The organism is Leptolyngbya sp. BL0902 (assembly GCF_016403105.1).
Lineage (GTDB): Bacteria > Cyanobacteriota > Cyanobacteriia > Phormidesmidales > Phormidesmidaceae > Nodosilinea.
Window position 1 is genome coordinate 2,034,843 of record NZ_CP046155.1, and the last position, 17,068, is coordinate 2,051,910.

The window sequence follows — 17,068 nt, forward strand, 5'->3', positions numbered from 1 at the left end:
CCCTCAACCCTTTCCGCTACCTTGCCGCCTGCCGTTGCTATCCCTAAAAACTTGTCTCATCCTGGGCCTAGGGCAACCGATTTGCCGGGGGCGTCTAAATCTACCGTGATGGCACCTCTACTGTGGTGACAACGGCCTCCACCGTCGCCAAGCCCGCCGCTTCATCGACCTGGGTGATGGCCCAACGCAAGGGCTCTCCCACCTGACCTAAGGCTGTTTCCACGGTGGTCACGGGGTCAGCCTTGAGGTCAGCCAAGGATAGGCTCAGGGTGATGAAGTGCGTATTGAGGGTTGGGAAATTGAAAACGTGGGGATGGCAGGACATGGAATCAGCGCCTTAGCCCTTGCCAAACTGCTTTTGGTAAACGATGTCTTCTTTTTCGGTCTCAATTTTGAGGTCAGAGCGGGGGTAGGCCACGCAGAGCAACGCATAGCCCTGTTCTTGTAGATCGGGGCTCACCCCCATGCAGTCGGGCTGATCCACCGTGCCCTCAACGACCAGAGCCGCACAGGTGGTACACACCCCCGCCCCACAGGAGGTGGGCAAATCCAGCCCCGCCGCATGGGCCGCCTCCAGAACGGTTTGATCCTCCGGCACCGCAATGGTGGTGGTGGTGCCCTGGTGACGAATTTCTACGCTGTAGCTGGTGGCCATAGTGGGAATTGCTCGATGGTAGTGACTGAGTGGGGTGTGCTGCATAGCAACTATGCAACTATTCAACCTATCATCCCGCCGGGAAAGTGCGGTCAAATTCTTCCAGCAAATCGTCCATTTCCTCTAGGGCTTGGTTTACATCAATGCGGAGGGTGCCTAAGTCGGGCTGCTCCAGCAACCGAATCAGGGCGTCTCGCTTACCCTTAATCGCTTCTACCTTGTCCCGAATGGTCTGTGCATCCATAGCGTTGTTCCACCGTCGTGCTTAGGGTCGTCCTTAGATAAGATAAACAACTTTGGGGGCGGTGGGGAGTCAGAAGTCGGGAGTTCTGCTGCCCCTACCCTTCTCGCCGCCAAGGGGGCATGATGAAGGGAGTGATGTGAACGTGGGACTGCTATGTTGGGCCGAATTAATCTAAGTCTGGTGCTGCTGGCGATTGGGGGAGGGCTAACCATCGTGGGCTTTGTGGCCTATTTTCAGGCCAACGCCACCCTCAATCTCGCCGGATTTTTCTATGGCATTCCCATTTTGCTGGGGGGATTGGCGCTGCGGGCAGCAGAACTAGAGCCCGTATCCTACAGCCAACCCCCCTCGCCGGAGGTGATCGCCCTGCGGGAAGCCCAGGCTACCCCCACCCAAAATCAGGTGCGCCTAGATGTCACCCGCTACCGCTACGGCCAGGAAGCCCATTTGGATGTGGCGCTACAAAAGCTGGGCCTCAGCCCCACGGGGGACGAATGCCCAGAACTCAGCAGCATTTGCGAAGTGGAGATGGACGGCAACTATGCCCTGGTGCTGGAGTTTGATTCGCCCACGGTGCCCTTCTCCACCTGGGTCGAAAAGCAGGGCAAAATCGAAACCTTCTTTGGGCCGGGGGTGCGGGCCGAACTCAATGCCCCTGCCGAAGACAAGGTGAACCTCGCCCTAGTGACGGTGCTCCCCGCCGCTGACGCCTAGACAGCCCAGCGGGTTGGCGCTGATCGTGGTTTGGGCTGAGGCAGCGACGGGGACAGGGGCGATAAAGTTATTCCCCGGCCATGCGGCGGCGCAGACCACGGGTGAGGATGCCCTGACGGGGGCTGAACAGCAGGGCCAGCAAAAACCCAACAAAAACCGTGAGACCAATGGCGGGGCCAGAGGGCAAGTCGAGGTAGTAGCTGCCGTACATCCCAATAACGCCAAACAACACCCCAAACCCAGCGCCGCCAATCATCATCCAGTGTAGTTCCGTCACCAGAAGGTAGGCGGTGGCGGCGGGGCCAACCATCAGCGCCACCACCAAAATAACGCCCACGGTTTTTATCCCCGCAATAATGGCCAGGGTGAGGGCAGCGGTGAGGCCCAGGTTAATGCGCTGAACGGGCAAGCCCAGGGCTTCAGCCCCCAGGGGATCGAAGGTAAAAAACAGCAGTTCCTTGTAGAACAGCTTCACCCCCGTCAGCACGATCACCGTAATCAGCGCAATTTGCCAGAGATCCTGGGGCACAATGCTGAGAATATCGCCGAACAGCACTTGCTCTAGGCTGATGGGCGTTTGCAGCACCGTGAGTAGGGTAATCCCAAGGGAAAAAAAGGTGGAGAAGGTGATCGCCATGGCGGTGTCGGCCTGGATGCGCGACTGGCGGCGAATCCAGGCAATTACAGCGGTGCTGCATAGGCCCATAGCAAAGGCTCCCAGCAGCATCGGTAGGCGCAGCACCTGGGCAATGGCCAAACCGGGCAAAACGCCGTGAGCCACCACATCCCCCAGCATGGCCATACGCTGCACGATGAGATAAGTGCCTACCACAGGGCAGAGAATCCCCGCTAGAACGCTGGCAACGAGGGCCTGACGCATGAAATCGTAGCTGAGCGGACTGAGCAACCCGTCCATAGGGCAATGTTGGTTGAAAGGGCCATCGCCATCTTAGGAGATTGCTGACCTAGTGCCCAACCGAGCCCCCCAGCCCTAGGGCTACTCCACCCTAGCGGGCGCTGGCTCGACGAGATAGCCCGCTCGATACCTCAGCCCCCTTCAGGCCGAGGGCATCGGCATAGCGCTGAATGCAAATCCCGATGGGCCATGTTCCGGGCAAATTGCGAAAATCACGGCATTCAATGGCTTGAATCAACGCAGGAGATAGAGAACTCCGCTGGGCCACATCAATGATGGTGAGCCCTTGCTCTAGACGTACTTGATATAAATAAGCAGCAACTTCACAAAAGTGATCTTGTTCCGATGTCTGAGCCAGTTTAGCTACTTCCATATCCTCTGTGATGGACATCCTTGAGCGACCAATATCCGACATTAGCATACCCACAAAAGAGACCATAGAGTGAGGGCATCAGGTAAGGTTATTTTCAGTATCAGGGCTTTTTGTGATAGCCAGACTATGTCTTGCCTGAGATTGAGCCTAGGTTTTGATGCACTCTGATCTTAGCTTATGTGATTTCTGAGCCTCGTTCAAGGGCAGAAAGGTATGCTGTAATTTTGACAGAAAAAAGTAAATTATTGCTCTCCAGAGGGAGTCGATGCTTTTCTATTATCCGCCAATCTTTTCCTAGGTTGATTTCCAGAATCAGATCATCAACGCCATGAAAGACAGGGTTTAAGTCAGGAGCTAAAGCCATAAGGAGGTAATTAAAATCTCCAAAAAGTCATCTTTTCAGAATAGATTGCTTACCTTTGAGACCTTTTAAGCTGACTGGCTGACAAAAGATTCTGCGGCGGGCGCGAAAACCGTGCCCCTACAGCAAGGTTCACGTAGAGGTCAGGGCTCCTGACACTCCAACCGCCTATCTCCAAAGAAGGTTGGGCCTAGCAAAGCGGTATTCCACATCCGTAGTGACCGGGATTGAGCATCCGGCAGGGATGAAGGTTCTCCAAAAGCTTAGTCCTATTCGTCTGTGATTTCCGCTTCTACCACCGGGCGCAGGGCGGTTGCTATGAGATCTTGTGAGGGTTGCCAGCGGTAGCGCTGGAGGTCAATGCGACCCTTAGCATCAAACTCAATGCCCTCATCCTCTAGGATCACCCGCTGAAGGTCATCGGTGCCGTTACGAAAGGGCGATTCGGAGACTTCCCCCTTAGCGTTGATCACCCGTTGCCAGGGCACATCATCCTTGTCCATGTCCACTCGGTAAAGGGCATAGCCCACCAGGCGCGGCTTGCCAAAGAGTCCCGCCAGTTCGGCTACCTGGCCATAGGTGGCGACTTGTCCGGGGGGAATTTGCCGGACGATGGCATAGATGCGCTCGTAGGTCAGCATCGCTGAGAATCCTTTTCACCGAAAAAACTACGCTCACGGGAGCATCACAGGCTACTGGAAACACTGCTGGCAGCGCAGGACGACGACGGAAAAATCCGCCAGGGTAATGACTTCGTCGGGGATGTAGCTGTGGGCATCCTCCACAAAGCCTGTGTCCTTTTGGGTGTCGAGTACCAGCGTCCAGGCCTTTTGCTGGAGGGTAATTGGGATGTGGAATTCCTGGGCTTTGGATTGGGCGTTGAATATCAGCAAAAAGCTGTCGTCTACGACCCGTTCCCCTTGACGGTTGGGGGCCATCAGTTCGGCTCCGTTGAAGAAGACGCAGATGGCCTTGGCCTCACCCTCATTCCATTGGTCTTCGGTGATTTCTTGGCCGCTGGGGTTATACCAGCCGATGTCGTGGATGCCGGAACCGTGGATTTCACGGCCCTGGAACCAGTGGCGGCGGGACAGGTTGGGGTGCTGGCGGCGAAGCTGGATCAGGCGGCGGGTGAAGTCTAGAAGCTGCTGATTTTCCGGCGTGAGGTGCCAGTTGAACCAGGAAATCTCGCTGTCTTGGCAGTAGGAATTGTTGTTGCCGCCCTGGCTGCGGCCCAGTTCGTCGCCCCCCAGCAGCATGGGCACGCCCTGGGAGAGGAGGAGTGTCGTCAGAAAATTACGCTGTTGCCGTTGGCGCAGTTCCAGGATGTCGGGATCATCGCTATCGCCCTCTTCGCCGCAGTTCCAGGAGCGGTTGTAGCTTTCGCCGTCGCGGTTATCCTCTTGGTTGGCTTCGTTGTGCTTCTCGTTGTAGCTGACCAGATCGCGCAGGGTAAAGCCGTCGTGGCAGGTGATGAAGTTGATGCTGGCGTGGGGCCGCTTGCCGTTGGCCTGGTAGAGGTCGGAACTGCCCGTAATCCGAAAGGCAAATTCCCCCAAACGACAGTCGTGATCGCGCCAAAAGTCTCGCAGAGAATCGCGGTATTTGCCGTTCCATTCCGACCACAACAGCGGAAAGTTGCCCACCTGATAGCCGCCCTCGCCAATGTCCCAGGGTTCGGCAATCAGCTTGGTGGTCGAGAGGACGGGGTCTTGGTGGATGATGTCGAAAAAGGCGGCGAGGCTGTCCACTTCGTAGAGTTCCCGTGCCAGGGCCGAGGCCAGGTCAAACCGGAAGCCATCGACGTGCATCTCCTGCACCCAGTAGCGCAGGCTATCCATAATCAGCTTGAGGACCTGGGGATGGCGCACGTTGAGGGAGTTGCCGCAGCCCGTGAAGTCCATATAGTACCGAGGCGCATCCTCTACCAGGCGATAGTAGGCGGCGTTGTCGATGCCGCGCAGGGTCAGGGTTGGCCCCAGGTGGCTGCCCTCCCCCGTGTGGTTGTAGACCACGTCGAGGATGACCTCGATGCCCGCTCGGTGCAGCGCCTTCACCATGCGCTTAAACTCGTTCACCTGCTGGCCTGCCGTTCCGGTGGCGCTATAGCCCGTGTAGGGGGCAAAGTAATTGAGGGAATCGTAGCCCCAGTAGTTCCGCAGTCCGGTTCCGGCCAGGTGCCCCGGAAAGGCGTGGAAATGATGCACCGGAAGCAACTCGATGGCGGTGATGCCCAGGCTTTGGAGGTAGTCGATCATCACCGGATGGGCTAATCCCGCATAGGTGCCGCGCAGTTCCTCCGGCAGGTCTGGGTGGCGTTGGGTAATGCCCTTCACGTGGGCTTCGTAGATGACGGTGCGGTGCCAAGGGGTATCGGGATGACGATCATCGCCCCAATCGAAGCTAGGGTCAATCACAATGCCCTTCGGCATATAGGCGGCGCTATCCGTTGCCGAAAAGGAGAGATCGGTATCGTCTTCGGCAATTTCCGCCATGTTGTAGCCAAAGGTGGCGGGATGCATCTGCACATCGCCATCCAGGGCACGGGCGTAGGGGTCGATCAACAATTTATGGGCATTGAAGCGATGCCCCATTTCAGGATTGTAGGGGCCGTGGACGCGATAGCCGTAGCGCTGTCCGGGCTGTATTCCGGGCACATAGCCATGCCAAACGTAGTTTTCCACCTCCGTTAGGGGAAGGCGGGTTTCCTGTCCCGCTGCATCAAACAAACACAGGTCAACGGCGGTGGCATTCTCGGAGAACAGGGCAAAGTTGGTGCCTTGCCCGTCCCAGGTTGCGCCGAGGGGATGGGGACGCCCCGGCCAGACTGTCATGGTCATGGTGCCACAGCAGGATAAACGGCTACGTTCAGCTTAACAGGCTTCCCCTATCGGGCTATGGGGGCTGGCGGAGAGGTGCGAGCCGCTCTTAGGGCAGGAGTAGGGCGCGGGCGGCGGGGTAATACTGCACCCAAGACAGCACATCGGGTTGGCGCTGCCAATCGCGGCGGCTAACGGCCACAGCAAGCACGGGCATGGAGAGCCCCTGGCTTTCGCCGATGATAGTGACAACCACATCGGTCATCAGCACGTCGCTGTCAAAGCTGCGCTGCACTCCGGCGCGGGCGATGATTTCTGATCGACGCAGGAAGGTTTCAAAGCTTTCGTTTTCTTCCCGCACTAGGAACAGGTTGAGCCGGGAGGTGTAGGCTTCGGCAACGGGGGGAGCCACCGCCAACGGCACACCCGCCAGCCCCATACTCAAGGTCAGGGCTAGGGCTAGCTGTAGGAATCCTCGCCGCCACGGCCCCGTGGATGTAGCGCGCCGACGTGGAATACGATAGCGAGCCATGACACCTTCCTCCGAAACAGTTGTGGGATTCCCTGGCAGGACAAGCAGGATAAAGCAACCCCAAGGGGATGCTCTGCCCCAAGACGCGCTGGCCTGGGCTAAGTTCCATTGTATCGAGCCGAGCGGGAAACGCTTCAGCCAACTGCGCCCAGGTCAGACGAAAAAATCCAGACCATAAAATAACGTGGGGTTTCCTGCTCCTCTCTCGGAGGTAGGCGCTACTATGGCAGGTAAATTTCACGGAGACTCCCCCCAGGCATGGCTAGCCACTGGCCGATAGTTGTCGGCATCAACCAATACCAACAGCTTCAGCCGCTGATGTACGCGCAGTTTGACGCCATTGAGCTGAAGGATTTCCTGGTGCAGGAGGCGGGGCTGGCTCCCGATGCCTGTGCCCTGCTCACGGATGTCTCGCCCATGGTGTATCAGGGGGCGGCGTTTCCCAGCCGCGATGTGCTGCTGCAACGGCTGAGCCAGACGGTGGCCAAGGCCGGGGCCAACGATACCCTTTTGTTTTTCTTCAGCGGCTATGGGGTGAGTTGGGAAGGGCAAGATTATCTGCTGCCCATTGATGCCGACCCCAGCCGCATTGTGCAGACCGGGATTTTGATCGCGGATGTATTCAAAACCCTGACGGAGGGAGCCGCCTCTCAGGTGTTGGTGATGTTGGATATGAACCGTCCCCAGTCGGCCATTGCCCCCTCGCGTTTGGGGCAGCAAACCCTAGAACTGGCTCAGGACTTGGAAATTCCGCTGCTGCTGTCCTGCCAGCCCCAAGAATTTTCCCAAGAAACCCTGGCTGTTCGTCACGGGCTATTTACCGAAGCCATGCTCGAAGGGCTGCGGTTCCACGGGTGCCTCACCCTCACCCAACTGGCCGACTATTTGGCTACCCGCGTGCCCGAACTCTGCCGCCACCACTGGCGACCGGAGCAGCACCCTGTAGCGGTGATTCCAGCCGCCCAGCGGTTTTTGATGCTGGTGCCTCCAGCGGCGGCGGGCACCATTGCCGGAGGCCCCAGCCTTGCGCCCCCCATCCTCGGCGATGGCGTCCCCCTGGTGGATGGCCCTTCTGTGCCGCCCTCGGCCCTGGTGCCGCCCTCACTACCCGCGAGCTTAGCTGCTGCCGAGGAGCCTCTGGTAACAGCGGCGGACGGTGGCGCACCTACGGCAACCCCAGCAACCCAGACTGAGGAAACGGCCCCCCCACCCAAGACCCAAGCTCCGGGCTGGCCACAGTGGGCCATCCTGGGGGCAGGGGTGCTGCTGTTGGGGGTATTACTGCGGAATCAGGCGGTCTTTTGGGGCAACCGTACCCCTACGCCAGATCTACCAGGAACCGAAGCGCCTTTAACACCGCTGCCCGACGGGGGTGAGACCACCGACGTTTCCCCTGGGGAAGCCCCCGCCGAAGAAACGGCCCCGCCAACGCCTAACCCCCTCTTTCCGGGCACCACCATCGACGGGCCAACGGCGCTGGGGCTGGCCCGCCAAGCTCTAGCAGGTCGCCAGTTTGGGGAAGCGCTCACCTGGCTCAATCAAATTCCTGAAGGGGAGCGACCGGAGGACTTTGATGCCCTAGTAGCCCAGGCCGAAGCTGGCCAAGCCAGCGCTGTGGTAACGGGGGAGGTGATCCTCAACGATGCCCGCCGTTTGGTGGAGCCCGTGCCCGCCTCGCTGTTTAACGACGCCATTGAACGCGCCCGTCAAGTGCCTGTGGGCGATCCTCAATACGACCGTGCCCAGGCCGACATCGCCCGCTGGAGCCAGGTGATCCTAGACCTAGCCGAGGGCCGCGTTGCCGCTGGAAATTTTGATGGAGCCATCGCCGCCGCCAGCCTAGTCCCCGCTGACCAAGCCGAGACCTACGCCCAGGCCCAGGCGTCCATCCAACGCTGGCAGCAGCGCCAAACCAACCGCCAACTGCTGCAACAGGCCCAGGGGATGCTCCAGCCGGATCAGGCGACATCCTTTAGGGATGCCATTGTTTTGGTGCAGCAAATCCCGGCAGACTACCCAGAATACCCCGTGGCCCAGGAGCGCATTAGCCAGTGGAGCCAGGATATTCTAGTGATTGCCCGCGCCCGCGCCGCCGCTGGAGACGTGGCCGGAGCCATTGCCGCCGCCGAGCGAGTGCCCCCCAACACCAGCGCCTACGACCAAGCCCAGCAGGAAATTCAGACCTGGCAGGGGCAGTAGGGCTTCCCCATACTCCTTATCTTCCTGATCCTAGGACACCATGCCCACCCCCATCCCCCCTGGCCCCGGTCAAGAATCTGTTTGGGACTACCCCCGTCCGCCCCGCCTAGAAGCCTCCCCCCGTCGTATTCGGGTCGTGTTTAACGGCGAGGTCATCGCCGACTCTTGCCGCCCCCAGCGCGTGCTAGAAACCAGCCATCCCCCGGTGTACTACCTCCCGCCGGAGGATGTGCAGATGGCCTACTTTCAGCCCACCACCAAGGCCAGCTTTTGCGAGTGGAAGGGAATGGCGGCCTACTACACCATCACCGTGGGCAATCGTCAGGTGGAAAACGGCGCTTGGTACTACCCAGAGCCCACCGGGCCTTTCCGGGACATTGCCCACTACATCGCGGTGTATCCCGGCAAAATGGACGCCTGCTATGTAGACGACGAGCAGGTGCAGGCCCAGCCCGGAGACTTCTATGGCGGCTGGATCACATCAGATATTGTGGGGCCGTTTAAGGGCGGTATGGGCACCTGGGGCTGGTAGTCGGGTTCCCAACTGGGGTACCTTGGAGGCACACCTCCACCGATTTCTAGGCAACCCGTTATGCGAATTTTAGTCACTGGAGGGGCCGGGTTTATCGGTTCCCACCTGATTGATCGGCTGATGACCGCAGGCCATGAGGTCATTTGCCTCGATAACTTCTATACGGGCCGCAAACAAAACGTCCTGAAATGGATGGATCATCCCTATTTTGACTGCATTCGCCACGATGTGACGGAGCCGATTCGCCTGGAGGTTGACCAGATTTATCACCTCGCCTGTCCGGCTTCCCCGGTGCACTACCAGTACAACCCGGTGAAGACCATCAAAACCAACGTGATTGGCACTTTGAATATGCTGGGGTTGGCCAAGCGGGTGAAGGCTCGGTTTTTGTTGGCCTCCACCTCAGAAATCTACGGCGACCCCCTAGTTCACCCCCAAACCGAAGACTACTGGGGCAACGTTAACACTATCGGCATTCGCAGTTGCTACGACGAAGGCAAGCGCGTCGCGGAAACCCTCTCCTTTGACTACCATCGTCAAAATAATGTGGATATTCGGGTGGCGAGAATCTTCAACACCTACGGCCCCCGGATGCTAGAAAATGATGGCCGGGTGGTGAGCAACTTTGTAGTGCAGGCCCTCCAGGGTATTCCCCTGACGGTCTACGGCACCGGGAGCCAAACCCGTAGTTTCTGCTACGTATCCGATCTCGTCGATGGCTTAATTCGGCTGATGAACAGCGACTATGTTGGCCCAGTCAACCTCGGCAATCCCGATGAGTACACCATCCTAGAGCTAGCCCAAGCAGTGCAAACCATGGTGAACCCCGACGCCGAACTCGTCTACAAACCCCTGCCCCAGGACGATCCCCAGCGCCGCCAGCCCGACATCACCAAAGCCAAAACCCTCCTCCACTGGAGCCCCACGGTGCCCCTTCAAGAGGGCTTGACTCGCACCATTGCCGATTTTCGCCAGCGGATGGAGGAAACGAACGCCACGGCCACCCCGTCCGTGACCTCGGCCTAGGGATGCGATAATTTTTCGGCTGCCATTTTCCGTCTGCAATATTTCCGCTGGTTGATTTAGTGAGGAGTTCTGAACATGCGTGTATGCGTCATTGGCACGGGCTATGTGGGTCTTGTTACCGGGGTGTGTTTAGCCCATGTTGGCCATGATGTGATCTGCATCGACGTGAACGAAGAAAAAGTGAAGCTGATGCAGTCGGGGCAGTCTCCCATTTTTGAGCCGGGTCTTTCGGATCTGATGCAGTCCTCCATGGCGGCGGGGCATCTCCAGTTTTCCACCGAGCTCAAGCAGGGGGTAGATCACGGCGAAATTCTGTTCATTGCGGTAGGAACTCCGGCGCTGCCCAACGGCGAAAGCGACACCCGCTACGTCGAAGCCGTGGCCAAGGGCATTGGTACCCACCTCAACGGCAGCTATAAGGTGATTGTGAATAAATCCACGGTGCCCATCGGGTCTGGAGACTGGGTGCGCATGATCGTACTAGACGGGGTGGCCGAACGGCAGGCCGTGCCCGTGGCCGCAGGCAGCACCGAATGCAGCGCCTCAACCGTCACCGCCGACTTTGATGTGGTCAGCAACCCAGAATTTCTGCGGGAAGGCTCCGCCATCTACGACACCTTCAACCCCGACCGGATTGTGCTGGGCAGCAACAGCCCCCGCGCTGTGGACATGATGCAGCAGCTCTATGCCCCCATCGTGTCGGGCCAGTATCGCGAGGTGCCCGGTGGCGACCCTGTGCCTGTCTTGGTCACGGATATCAGCTCGGCGGAGATGGTGAAGTACGCCTCCAACGCCTTCCTCGCCACCAAAATCAGCTTTATTAATGAGGTCGCCAATATCTGCGACCGGGTGGGGGCCGACGTGACCCAGGTGGCGGCGGGCATTGGGCTAGATTCTCGCATTGGCCAAAAGTTCCTCCAGGCGGGCTTGGGCTGGGGCGGCTCCTGTTTTCCCAAAGACGTCGCGGCCCTGATCCACACCGCCGAGGACTACGGCTATGAGGCTCAACTGCTGAAGGCGTCTGTGGCCGTCAACCAGCGCCAACGGCTGATCGTTCTCGAAAAACTTCAGCAGGTGTTGAAAATCCTCAAGGGCAAAACCATCGGCCTGCTGGGGCTCACCTTCAAACCCGACACCGACGACATGCGCGATGCCCCGTCGCTGATTCTCATTGAGCAGCTTAACCGCCTAGGGGCCAAGGTAAAAGCCTACGACCCCATCGTCTCCCAAAGCGGCCTGCGCCACGGCCTGACCGGGGTGATTGTAGAAAACGATGCTCTCCACCTAGCCGACGGCTGCGATGCCCTCGTCCTCGTCACCGACTGGGCCCAATTCCAAGACCTAGACTACGCCGCCCTAGCCCAGCGCATGCACAGCCCCATCCTCATTGATGGGCGTAATTGCCTCGACCGCGAAGCCCTAGGGCAGGCCGGATTCCAGTACGTCGGCATTGGCCACTAGGGCCGAAATAGGGTGAAGGGAAAGGGGCCGTAGGTGCCCACAAGTTCCGCATATTCGGGTTCTGAACTGTGGAAGGTAATCAGTACGCCCCGCGATGGGCCGCTGTAGTCATCCAGATACCAGGCTCCTTTAAGGGTGTTGAACTTGAGGTAAACGGCTCCTTCCCGCGTTGGCAAATCCAGCGTCACCGTCACTCCTAGGGCCGCCAAAAATGACTCCATCGCCTCCTTGGCCTCAGAGAGGGTATCGGCACAAATGCCAAGGGTTTGGTAGTCGGACAAATCGTTGAAGGTAGCCAAGTCTTGGCGCATCTGATCGAGGTCAGCTGCGCTCAGTGCGGGAGGCGTCTTTAGGCAACTCAAAACATTCAGCCGCTTACGGATAGCAGCGAGATCGGCGGTGGGATGGGTCGAAACCATGGTGTCCTCAGCAAGGGAACTGGACAGGGAACTTAGACAGGCGATGGGGGTAGAAGGCTGACGTCGGCGGGTGGAGGATGCCGTGGGGCCTAAAAACCAGAGATCCCACCGAGCATCGAGGTCAAACCCTCCCCAGGACAATTTAGCCAATTGGCGTAACCCTAGCCTAGGGGGTTCCATCGAAGCCGCTACTTGGGCTTACTAATCCTGGGTCAAATACCCGTCGCCTAGGGATTATAAGGTGCACTTCAGCTATGACTTACCACGTCCGAGTGTTGGATATGCCGTCCAGTGATCGCCCCCGCGAACGATTGTTGTCCTACGGCTCTAAGAGTCTGTCCACAGCGGAACTACTGGCTATTTTACTAGGAACCGGGCAAGGCCCCGGCAAACTTTCGGCGGTGGGTTTGGGGCAATTAATCTTGCAGGAAATGGGCCATAGCCAGCGGGATCCCCTCTCCGCCATGCGCGACATGACCGCCCACGACCTCACCTGCATTCCGGGCGTTGGCCCCGCCAAAGCGACTACCATCATCGCCGCCATCGAACTCGGTAAGCGCGTCCTCCAGGCCATTCCCCCCGAAAAAACCGTGGTAGATGATCCTGCCATCGCCGCCGCCGCCCTCAGCCACGACCTGATGTGGCAAACCCAGGAGCGCTTCGCCGTGGTACTGCTGGATATCCGCCATCGCCTGCTGGGCACCAAGGTGATCACTATCGGCACCGCCACCGAAACCCTGGCTCACCCCCGCGAAATCTTCAAAGAAGTGATTCGCCACGGAGCCGTGCGCTGCATCGTGGCCCACAACCACCCCAGCGGCAACCTCGACCCCAGCCCCGAAGACCTTTCCCTCACCCGCCAACTGCTTCAGGGCGCACAAATCCTCGCCACCCCCGTTTTGGATCACCTGATCCTCGGCAACGGCGACTACCGCAGCCTGCGCCAAACCACCCAACTCTGGCAAGAAACTCCCCAAGGAGCCTAGGAATTGGGGATTAGGGGCTAGGGATTAAGGTATTGGGAGCGAAAACGAATGGGACGAACCGTAGGGTGCCATTCGCGAAGCAATGCACCCCTAGATACTGCTGTGCAGTGCTACGGACGGGGGCTAGATTTAGCGTCATATAAGGTTCTGTATCGCAGGACAACACTAAATCGAGGAGAATTGGGTATCATGGAAAGCTGCTTACTCTATTCCTGCAAGGCTCTCCCATGGTTCAAGAAATTCCCCGTACTCGGCAGCAAGGGCCGTTCCCCGAAGCCGCCCCTGCCGCATTCCCGGTGTTTTACCGTACCTATAGCCGTCGAGGCGAGGTGGTGCCGGGGCAACGGGAAACCTGGGATCAAGTCTGTGACCGCACCCTCGAAGGGCTCAAAGAACTGGGCAACCTCACCGATGACGAGGTTGAACTGCTCAACCGGATGCAGCGTCAGGTGAAAGCCCTGCCCTCTGGTCGTTGGCTGTGGGTGGGCGGCACCGCCTGGAGCAAGCAACCTGAGAACTTCTCTGGAGCCTACAACTGCACCAGCACCAACGTTGTAGACTGGCGCGCCTTTGGCCTGATGATGGACTTGGCCATGATGGGCTGCGGCACTGGGGCTATTTTGGAACCCAAATACATCAACCAAATCCCCGCCATCCGTAACCGCATCAGCGTCACCATGGGCGGCGACATTGGCGAAACCCCCGCCGAAGAACGCCGGGAAATCACCGAAGTTTCCATCGACGGCAACCAGGTCAACATTCGTGTGGGCGACAGCCGCCAGGGCTGGGTGCAGTCCTACCAAACCCTGCTGGAACTCTCCACCGATGAGCGCTTCACCGACACCGTGGAAGTCACCATCGACCTGCGCGATGTGCGCCCTGCCGGGGAAAAACTCAAGGGCTTCGGCGGTGTGGCCAACCCCATCCGCCTCTCGCTGCTGTACGACCGCTGCGCTAACATCCTCAACAAAGCCCTCGGTCGCCAGCTCAATTCCGTCGAGTGCTGCCTGCTAATCGACGAAGCCGCCGCCTGTGTGGTAGCAGGTAATATCCGAAGATCAGCGGGAATGAGGCAATTCGACAGCAATGACGACCTAGCGGCTGGGGCCAAGGACAACCTCTGGCAACAAGATGCCGAGGGCAACTGGCGCATCGACCCCGAACGGGACGTGCTGCGGATGGCCAACCACACCCGCGTCTTCCACGAAAAGCCCAGCCTGCAAGATTGTGTAGACTCGGTGCGGAAGCAGTTCTATTCCGGCGAGGGCGCAATTCAGTGGGCTGGAGAGGCCATTGCCCGGTCGAATGCAGATTTGCTCAATACTGCCGAAAAGAAGGAGGTGTTCATTCAGCTCTATGGTGAGTCTGAAGAAAAAGCTAGGGCCTATCTCAAGCAGCTTTTGCTTGAGCATCGAGGTGCTAGCGAAGGTTAGGGTCGCAGATTGCGTCTGATGTGGAGAAACCGATTTGGAGAGAATTCATGGCAATTGATACAGCAAGCATCGAGCTAGAGCTCGATCATCGATTGGGCTGTTATGGCCTCAATCCGTGTGGTAGATGATTTTGCCTCACGTTAAAAACCCGGCAAAAACGGGGAAGGCTGCGATGCTAATCCCGTGGTAACCAGTTGGGGTAACGCCCGCTGGCACCGTACAGAGTAGAGGATGAAACTTTATAGTTAGCCATTTAGATCTGGCGTACTATAAAGACTATAATTCCTCCACGAGTGTCGGGCTACGTCATGAACGGAAGAACCTATTGTGGGCATTACAACGGGTATTATCTCAAGTCCACCTTGGAATATATCTATGCTCGGTATCTCGACCATGTAGGCATCGCCTGGGAGTATGAAGTAAAAACCTTTCAGCTCTCCAACGGCGGTTCTTACAAGCCTGATTTTCGGCTAGAAGACGGTTCCTTATTGCTCGCGAAAGTGTTCAGTTAGTGCTGTCCGAGGAAAAATCACACCAGCGGTGATTACATCCATTCAAGAATTAGCCCTAGCGTTTGCGACAGCCAATTCTGAGGCGATTCTAAACTGCAAGCTCAACGCGATTCGGCCTATACTTCAACCGTTTTACGATGAAGTGTTTCGGCGATACAACATCCAGGACGAACGAACCTTAAGTAAAGCGCTCCTTGGCTATCAGGCTAGTCGAAAAGACATCTTGGCCTACTTCCGTTCTTTAGTAGAAAAGGTACTCGGAACTACAGGGAAATGAATCTGTAGAACTAGGGGATAAAGAGCCTCTAGGGTAACAACATTTTTTCTGCCGTCACAATAACAACAGCAGAAAAAACTGGAGATCATCGGAGCTGATTTTCATTGCAATTTGGCGGAGGTACATTTGAATCAGCTTGATCCTGGCAACCTTCAGGATCAAGAGGATGCCTTCACGGCGGCGGCGCTGTCGGTGGCGGTGCTGTTGAACCACCAATTTAACGAGCCCCGCTATCAGCAGTCGCGCCTGGAAGATCCGATTGTGGGAGTGTCCTTCACCGGATTGTTCGACTTCTTTGTGCAGGCGTTCGGCGTAGACTGGCTGCGCTGGTGGGAGGCGGGCCGTCCTGACACCATGCAGGGGCTGGAGTTTAAACAGAAAGAACAGGACTACCTGACCCGCTGGAAGGAGATCGTCCATCGGGTGGTGTGGGAGTACTGCGACCGTCACGGGTTGAAGCGGCCCAACCGCTGTACCACGGTGCAGCCTGCGGGGACGAAATCCCTGCTGACGGGGGCATCTCCTGGCTGGCACCCGCCCAAGGCCCAGCGCTTTTTGCGGCGGATTACCTTCCGCAAGAACGACCCCGTGGCCATGGCCTGCATCGACTACGGCTATTCCGTGGTGCCCTCCCAGTCCGACAAGGACGAGAACGGCAACCTGTTGAATGATCCCTTCGACCCGCGCTGTACCGAGTGGCTGGTGGAAATTCCTGTAGAAGTGCCCTGGGCCAACCTGCCCGGTGCCGACGAAATCGCCATCGAAAAATTCACGGCGGCGGCCCAGTTCGACTTCTACATGCAGGTGCAAAAGTACTACACCACCCACAACACCTCGGCCACCATCGAGTTTCGAGAGCCGGAACTGGAAGCCCTGGGCGAACGGATTTACCAAGCCATCCAAAACGACGAGGGCTACATCTCGGCGGCGCTGCTGGCGCGGTTCGACGACCTGCAAACCTTCCCCCGGTTGCCCTTCGAGCCGATTGACAAGGCCACCTACGACGCTGAAAGTCAGAAGGTAGAAGCCCGTCGCGGCACGGCGGATTTCCACTCAGCCCTAGCGCTGTACGATGCCGGAGACCTGATCGAAGCTGGCCCCGCTGGCTGCGACTCCGACAAGTGCATGATGCCGGAACAAAAGCCGGAGTAGATCCGCATGGAAAGTCCCCTAGTCGATGCCTCAAAAGGCAGACCTAGGGGGTTTTTATAGCCCATCGTCCTCTCAGATCAGCCCGTTGAGGCAAAATCTGGGAGGACGTTGTTTACATCAGCCTCGGCTGCATCAAGGACAAGCGGCGCTGCTGAATAGCAGGATGATCCGGTCGTCCTGCCGAGACCTGAACCCAGGCCCGTAATCGGTTGTGGATCGCGTCCCAGGTGCCGTCGTTCACCCACGCTCGATAGTCCGTGTAGACGGTTTGCCAGACCGGGAAGTCGCTCGGTAGGTCTTGCCAACCGCACCCTTGCTTGACTAGGTAAAAGATAGCGTTCAGCACCGCCCAGAGGCCGACCGTTCGAGGCCGACCACCGGGCTTTGCTGGAGGTAACAGGGGTTCAATCAACCTATATTCTGTGTCTATATCTATAGAATAACCCGCCCCCTAGAG

17 protein-coding genes and 1 pseudogene are annotated in these 17,068 nt (G+C 58.1%); 8 read left to right on the forward strand and 10 right to left on the reverse strand.

Annotated elements, in window-relative coordinates:
- Nucleotides 1-100 precede the first annotated feature (100 nt).
- The 3 genes from GFS31_RS09030 to GFS31_RS09040 form a co-directional block, all read right to left on the reverse strand.
- Entirely contained in the window at nt 101-325 is a 225-nt protein-coding gene (locus GFS31_RS09030; RefSeq protein ID WP_198807839.1) for a hypothetical protein, read from the reverse strand.
- A gap of 12 nt (nt 326-337) precedes the next feature.
- Complete coding sequence (locus GFS31_RS09035) at nt 338-655, reverse strand: 2Fe-2S iron-sulfur cluster-binding protein (protein WP_198808126.1); 318 nt, start codon at nt 653-655, stop codon at nt 338-340.
- Between the two features lie 70 nt (nt 656-725).
- Entirely contained in the window at nt 726-899 is a 174-nt protein-coding gene (locus GFS31_RS09040) for a hypothetical protein (protein WP_198807840.1), read from the reverse strand.
- 153 nt (nt 900-1,052) lie between these two features.
- Between GFS31_RS09040 and GFS31_RS09045 the strand changes: the two genes are divergently transcribed.
- The gene (locus GFS31_RS09045) at nt 1,053-1,613 is read left to right on the forward strand and encodes a DUF2854 domain-containing protein (RefSeq protein WP_198807841.1); all 561 of its coding nucleotides are present in this window, start codon (nt 1,053-1,055) and stop codon (nt 1,611-1,613) included.
- A 67-nt stretch (nt 1,614-1,680) separates the two neighbouring features.
- On the opposite strand, the gene GFS31_RS09050 is transcribed toward GFS31_RS09045, so the two are convergent.
- From GFS31_RS09050 to GFS31_RS09070, 5 genes are all read right to left on the reverse strand, one after another.
- Nucleotides 1,681-2,529 carry a metal ABC transporter permease gene (locus GFS31_RS09050; protein WP_198807842.1) on the reverse strand — a complete coding sequence of 283 codons (849 nt, stop codon included), beginning with the start codon at nt 2,527-2,529 and terminating at the stop codon, nt 1,681-1,683.
- A 91-nt stretch (nt 2,530-2,620) separates the two neighbouring features.
- Nucleotides 2,621-2,920: a helix-turn-helix domain-containing protein gene (locus GFS31_RS09055; RefSeq protein WP_198807843.1), complete on the reverse strand. Its 300-nt coding sequence runs from the start codon at nt 2,918-2,920 to the stop codon at nt 2,621-2,623.
- A gap of 612 nt (nt 2,921-3,532) precedes the next feature.
- A complete protein-coding gene (locus GFS31_RS09060) occupies nt 3,533-3,904 on the reverse strand; it encodes an MGMT family protein (RefSeq protein ID WP_198807844.1) in 372 nt (123 codons plus the stop codon).
- Between the two features lie 51 nt (nt 3,905-3,955).
- Nucleotides 3,956-6,103, reverse strand: a complete 2,148-nt coding sequence (glgX, locus tag GFS31_RS09065; protein ID WP_198807845.1) for a glycogen debranching protein GlgX — start codon at nt 6,101-6,103, stop codon at nt 3,956-3,958.
- An 88-nt stretch (nt 6,104-6,191) separates the two neighbouring features.
- Nucleotides 6,192-6,614 (reverse strand): hypothetical protein, encoded by a 423-nt coding sequence (locus GFS31_RS09070; protein WP_198807846.1) that lies wholly within the window; start codon nt 6,612-6,614, stop codon nt 6,192-6,194.
- 258 nt (nt 6,615-6,872) lie between these two features.
- Between GFS31_RS09070 and GFS31_RS09075 the strand changes: the two genes are divergently transcribed.
- The 4 genes from GFS31_RS09075 (at nt 6,873) to GFS31_RS09090 (ending at nt 11,832) form a co-directional block, all read left to right on the forward strand.
- Entirely contained in the window at nt 6,873-8,813 is a 1,941-nt protein-coding gene (locus tag GFS31_RS09075; RefSeq protein ID WP_198807847.1) for a caspase family protein, read from the forward strand.
- Between the two features lie 40 nt (nt 8,814-8,853).
- On the forward strand, nt 8,854-9,345 hold the full coding sequence (locus GFS31_RS09080) for a DUF427 domain-containing protein (protein ID WP_198807848.1): 492 nt from the start codon (nt 8,854-8,856) through the stop codon (nt 9,343-9,345).
- A 60-nt stretch (nt 9,346-9,405) separates the two neighbouring features.
- Nucleotides 9,406-10,371 carry a UDP-glucuronic acid decarboxylase family protein gene (locus GFS31_RS09085; RefSeq protein ID WP_198807849.1) on the forward strand — a complete coding sequence of 322 codons (966 nt, stop codon included), beginning with the start codon at nt 9,406-9,408 and terminating at the stop codon, nt 10,369-10,371.
- A 75-nt stretch (nt 10,372-10,446) separates the two neighbouring features.
- Entirely contained in the window at nt 10,447-11,832 is a 1,386-nt protein-coding gene (locus tag GFS31_RS09090) for a UDP-glucose dehydrogenase family protein (RefSeq protein WP_198807850.1), read from the forward strand.
- Here the strand turns inward: GFS31_RS09090 and GFS31_RS09095 are convergent.
- Nucleotides 11,829-12,401, reverse strand: a complete 573-nt coding sequence (locus GFS31_RS09095; protein ID WP_225907636.1) for a DUF1824 family protein — start codon at nt 12,399-12,401, stop codon at nt 11,829-11,831. The two genes, GFS31_RS09090 and GFS31_RS09095, sit on opposite strands and share 4 nt — an antisense overlap.
- 104 nt (nt 12,402-12,505) lie before the next feature.
- Here GFS31_RS09095 and radC point away from each other — a divergent pair, with 104 nt between their 5' ends.
- The 3 genes from radC to nrdJ (GFS31_RS09110) all read left to right on the forward strand — a co-directional run bounded on the left by radC (nt 12,506) and on the right by nrdJ (GFS31_RS09110) (nt 16,611).
- Nucleotides 12,506-13,237 (forward strand): RadC family protein, encoded by a 732-nt coding sequence (gene radC / locus GFS31_RS09100; RefSeq protein ID WP_198807851.1) that lies wholly within the window; start codon nt 12,506-12,508, stop codon nt 13,235-13,237.
- A 227-nt stretch (nt 13,238-13,464) separates the two neighbouring features.
- Entirely contained in the window at nt 13,465-14,670 is a 1,206-nt protein-coding gene (gene nrdJ, locus GFS31_RS09105) for a ribonucleoside-triphosphate reductase, adenosylcobalamin-dependent (protein ID WP_317135093.1), read from the forward strand.
- 876 nt (nt 14,671-15,546) lie between these two features.
- Nucleotides 15,547-16,611, forward strand: a complete 1,065-nt coding sequence (nrdJ, locus tag GFS31_RS09110) for a ribonucleoside-triphosphate reductase, adenosylcobalamin-dependent (RefSeq protein WP_317135097.1) — start codon at nt 15,547-15,549, stop codon at nt 16,609-16,611.
- 157 nt (nt 16,612-16,768) lie between these two features.
- Here nrdJ (GFS31_RS09110) and GFS31_RS09115 read toward each other — a convergent pair.
- Nucleotides 16,769-17,047: pseudogene (locus tag GFS31_RS09115) on the reverse strand (transposase); the annotation flags it as partial.
- Between the last annotated feature and the right edge of the window lie 21 nt (nt 17,048-17,068).

Coding starts and splice junctions, on each gene's coding strand:
- GFS31_RS09030 (WP_198807839.1), bottom strand. CDS start 325: ATGTCCTGCCATCCCCACGTTTTCAATTTCCCAACCCTCAATACGCAC.
- GFS31_RS09035 (WP_198808126.1), bottom strand. CDS start 655: ATGGCCACCAGCTACAGCGTAGAAATTCGTCACCAGGGCACCACCACC.
- GFS31_RS09040 (WP_198807840.1), bottom strand. CDS start 899: ATGGATGCACAGACCATTCGGGACAAGGTAGAAGCGATTAAGGGTAAG.
- GFS31_RS09045 (WP_198807841.1), top strand. CDS start 1,053: ATGTTGGGCCGAATTAATCTAAGTCTGGTGCTGCTGGCGATTGGGGGA.
- GFS31_RS09050 (WP_198807842.1), bottom strand. CDS start 2,529: ATGGACGGGTTGCTCAGTCCGCTCAGCTACGATTTCATGCGTCAGGCC.
- GFS31_RS09055 (WP_198807843.1), bottom strand. CDS start 2,920: ATGTCCATCACAGAGGATATGGAAGTAGCTAAACTGGCTCAGACATCG.
- GFS31_RS09060 (WP_198807844.1), bottom strand. CDS start 3,904: ATGCTGACCTACGAGCGCATCTATGCCATCGTCCGGCAAATTCCCCCC.
- glgX (WP_198807845.1), bottom strand. CDS start 6,103: ATGACCATGACAGTCTGGCCGGGGCGTCCCCATCCCCTCGGCGCAACC.
- GFS31_RS09070 (WP_198807846.1), bottom strand. CDS start 6,614: ATGGCTCGCTATCGTATTCCACGTCGGCGCGCTACATCCACGGGGCCG.
- GFS31_RS09075 (WP_198807847.1), top strand. CDS start 6,873: ATGGCTAGCCACTGGCCGATAGTTGTCGGCATCAACCAATACCAACAG.
- GFS31_RS09080 (WP_198807848.1), top strand. CDS start 8,854: ATGCCCACCCCCATCCCCCCTGGCCCCGGTCAAGAATCTGTTTGGGAC.
- GFS31_RS09085 (WP_198807849.1), top strand. CDS start 9,406: ATGCGAATTTTAGTCACTGGAGGGGCCGGGTTTATCGGTTCCCACCTG.
- GFS31_RS09090 (WP_198807850.1), top strand. CDS start 10,447: ATGCGTGTATGCGTCATTGGCACGGGCTATGTGGGTCTTGTTACCGGG.
- radC (WP_198807851.1), top strand. CDS start 12,506: ATGACTTACCACGTCCGAGTGTTGGATATGCCGTCCAGTGATCGCCCC.
- nrdJ (WP_317135093.1), top strand. CDS start 13,465: ATGGTTCAAGAAATTCCCCGTACTCGGCAGCAAGGGCCGTTCCCCGAA.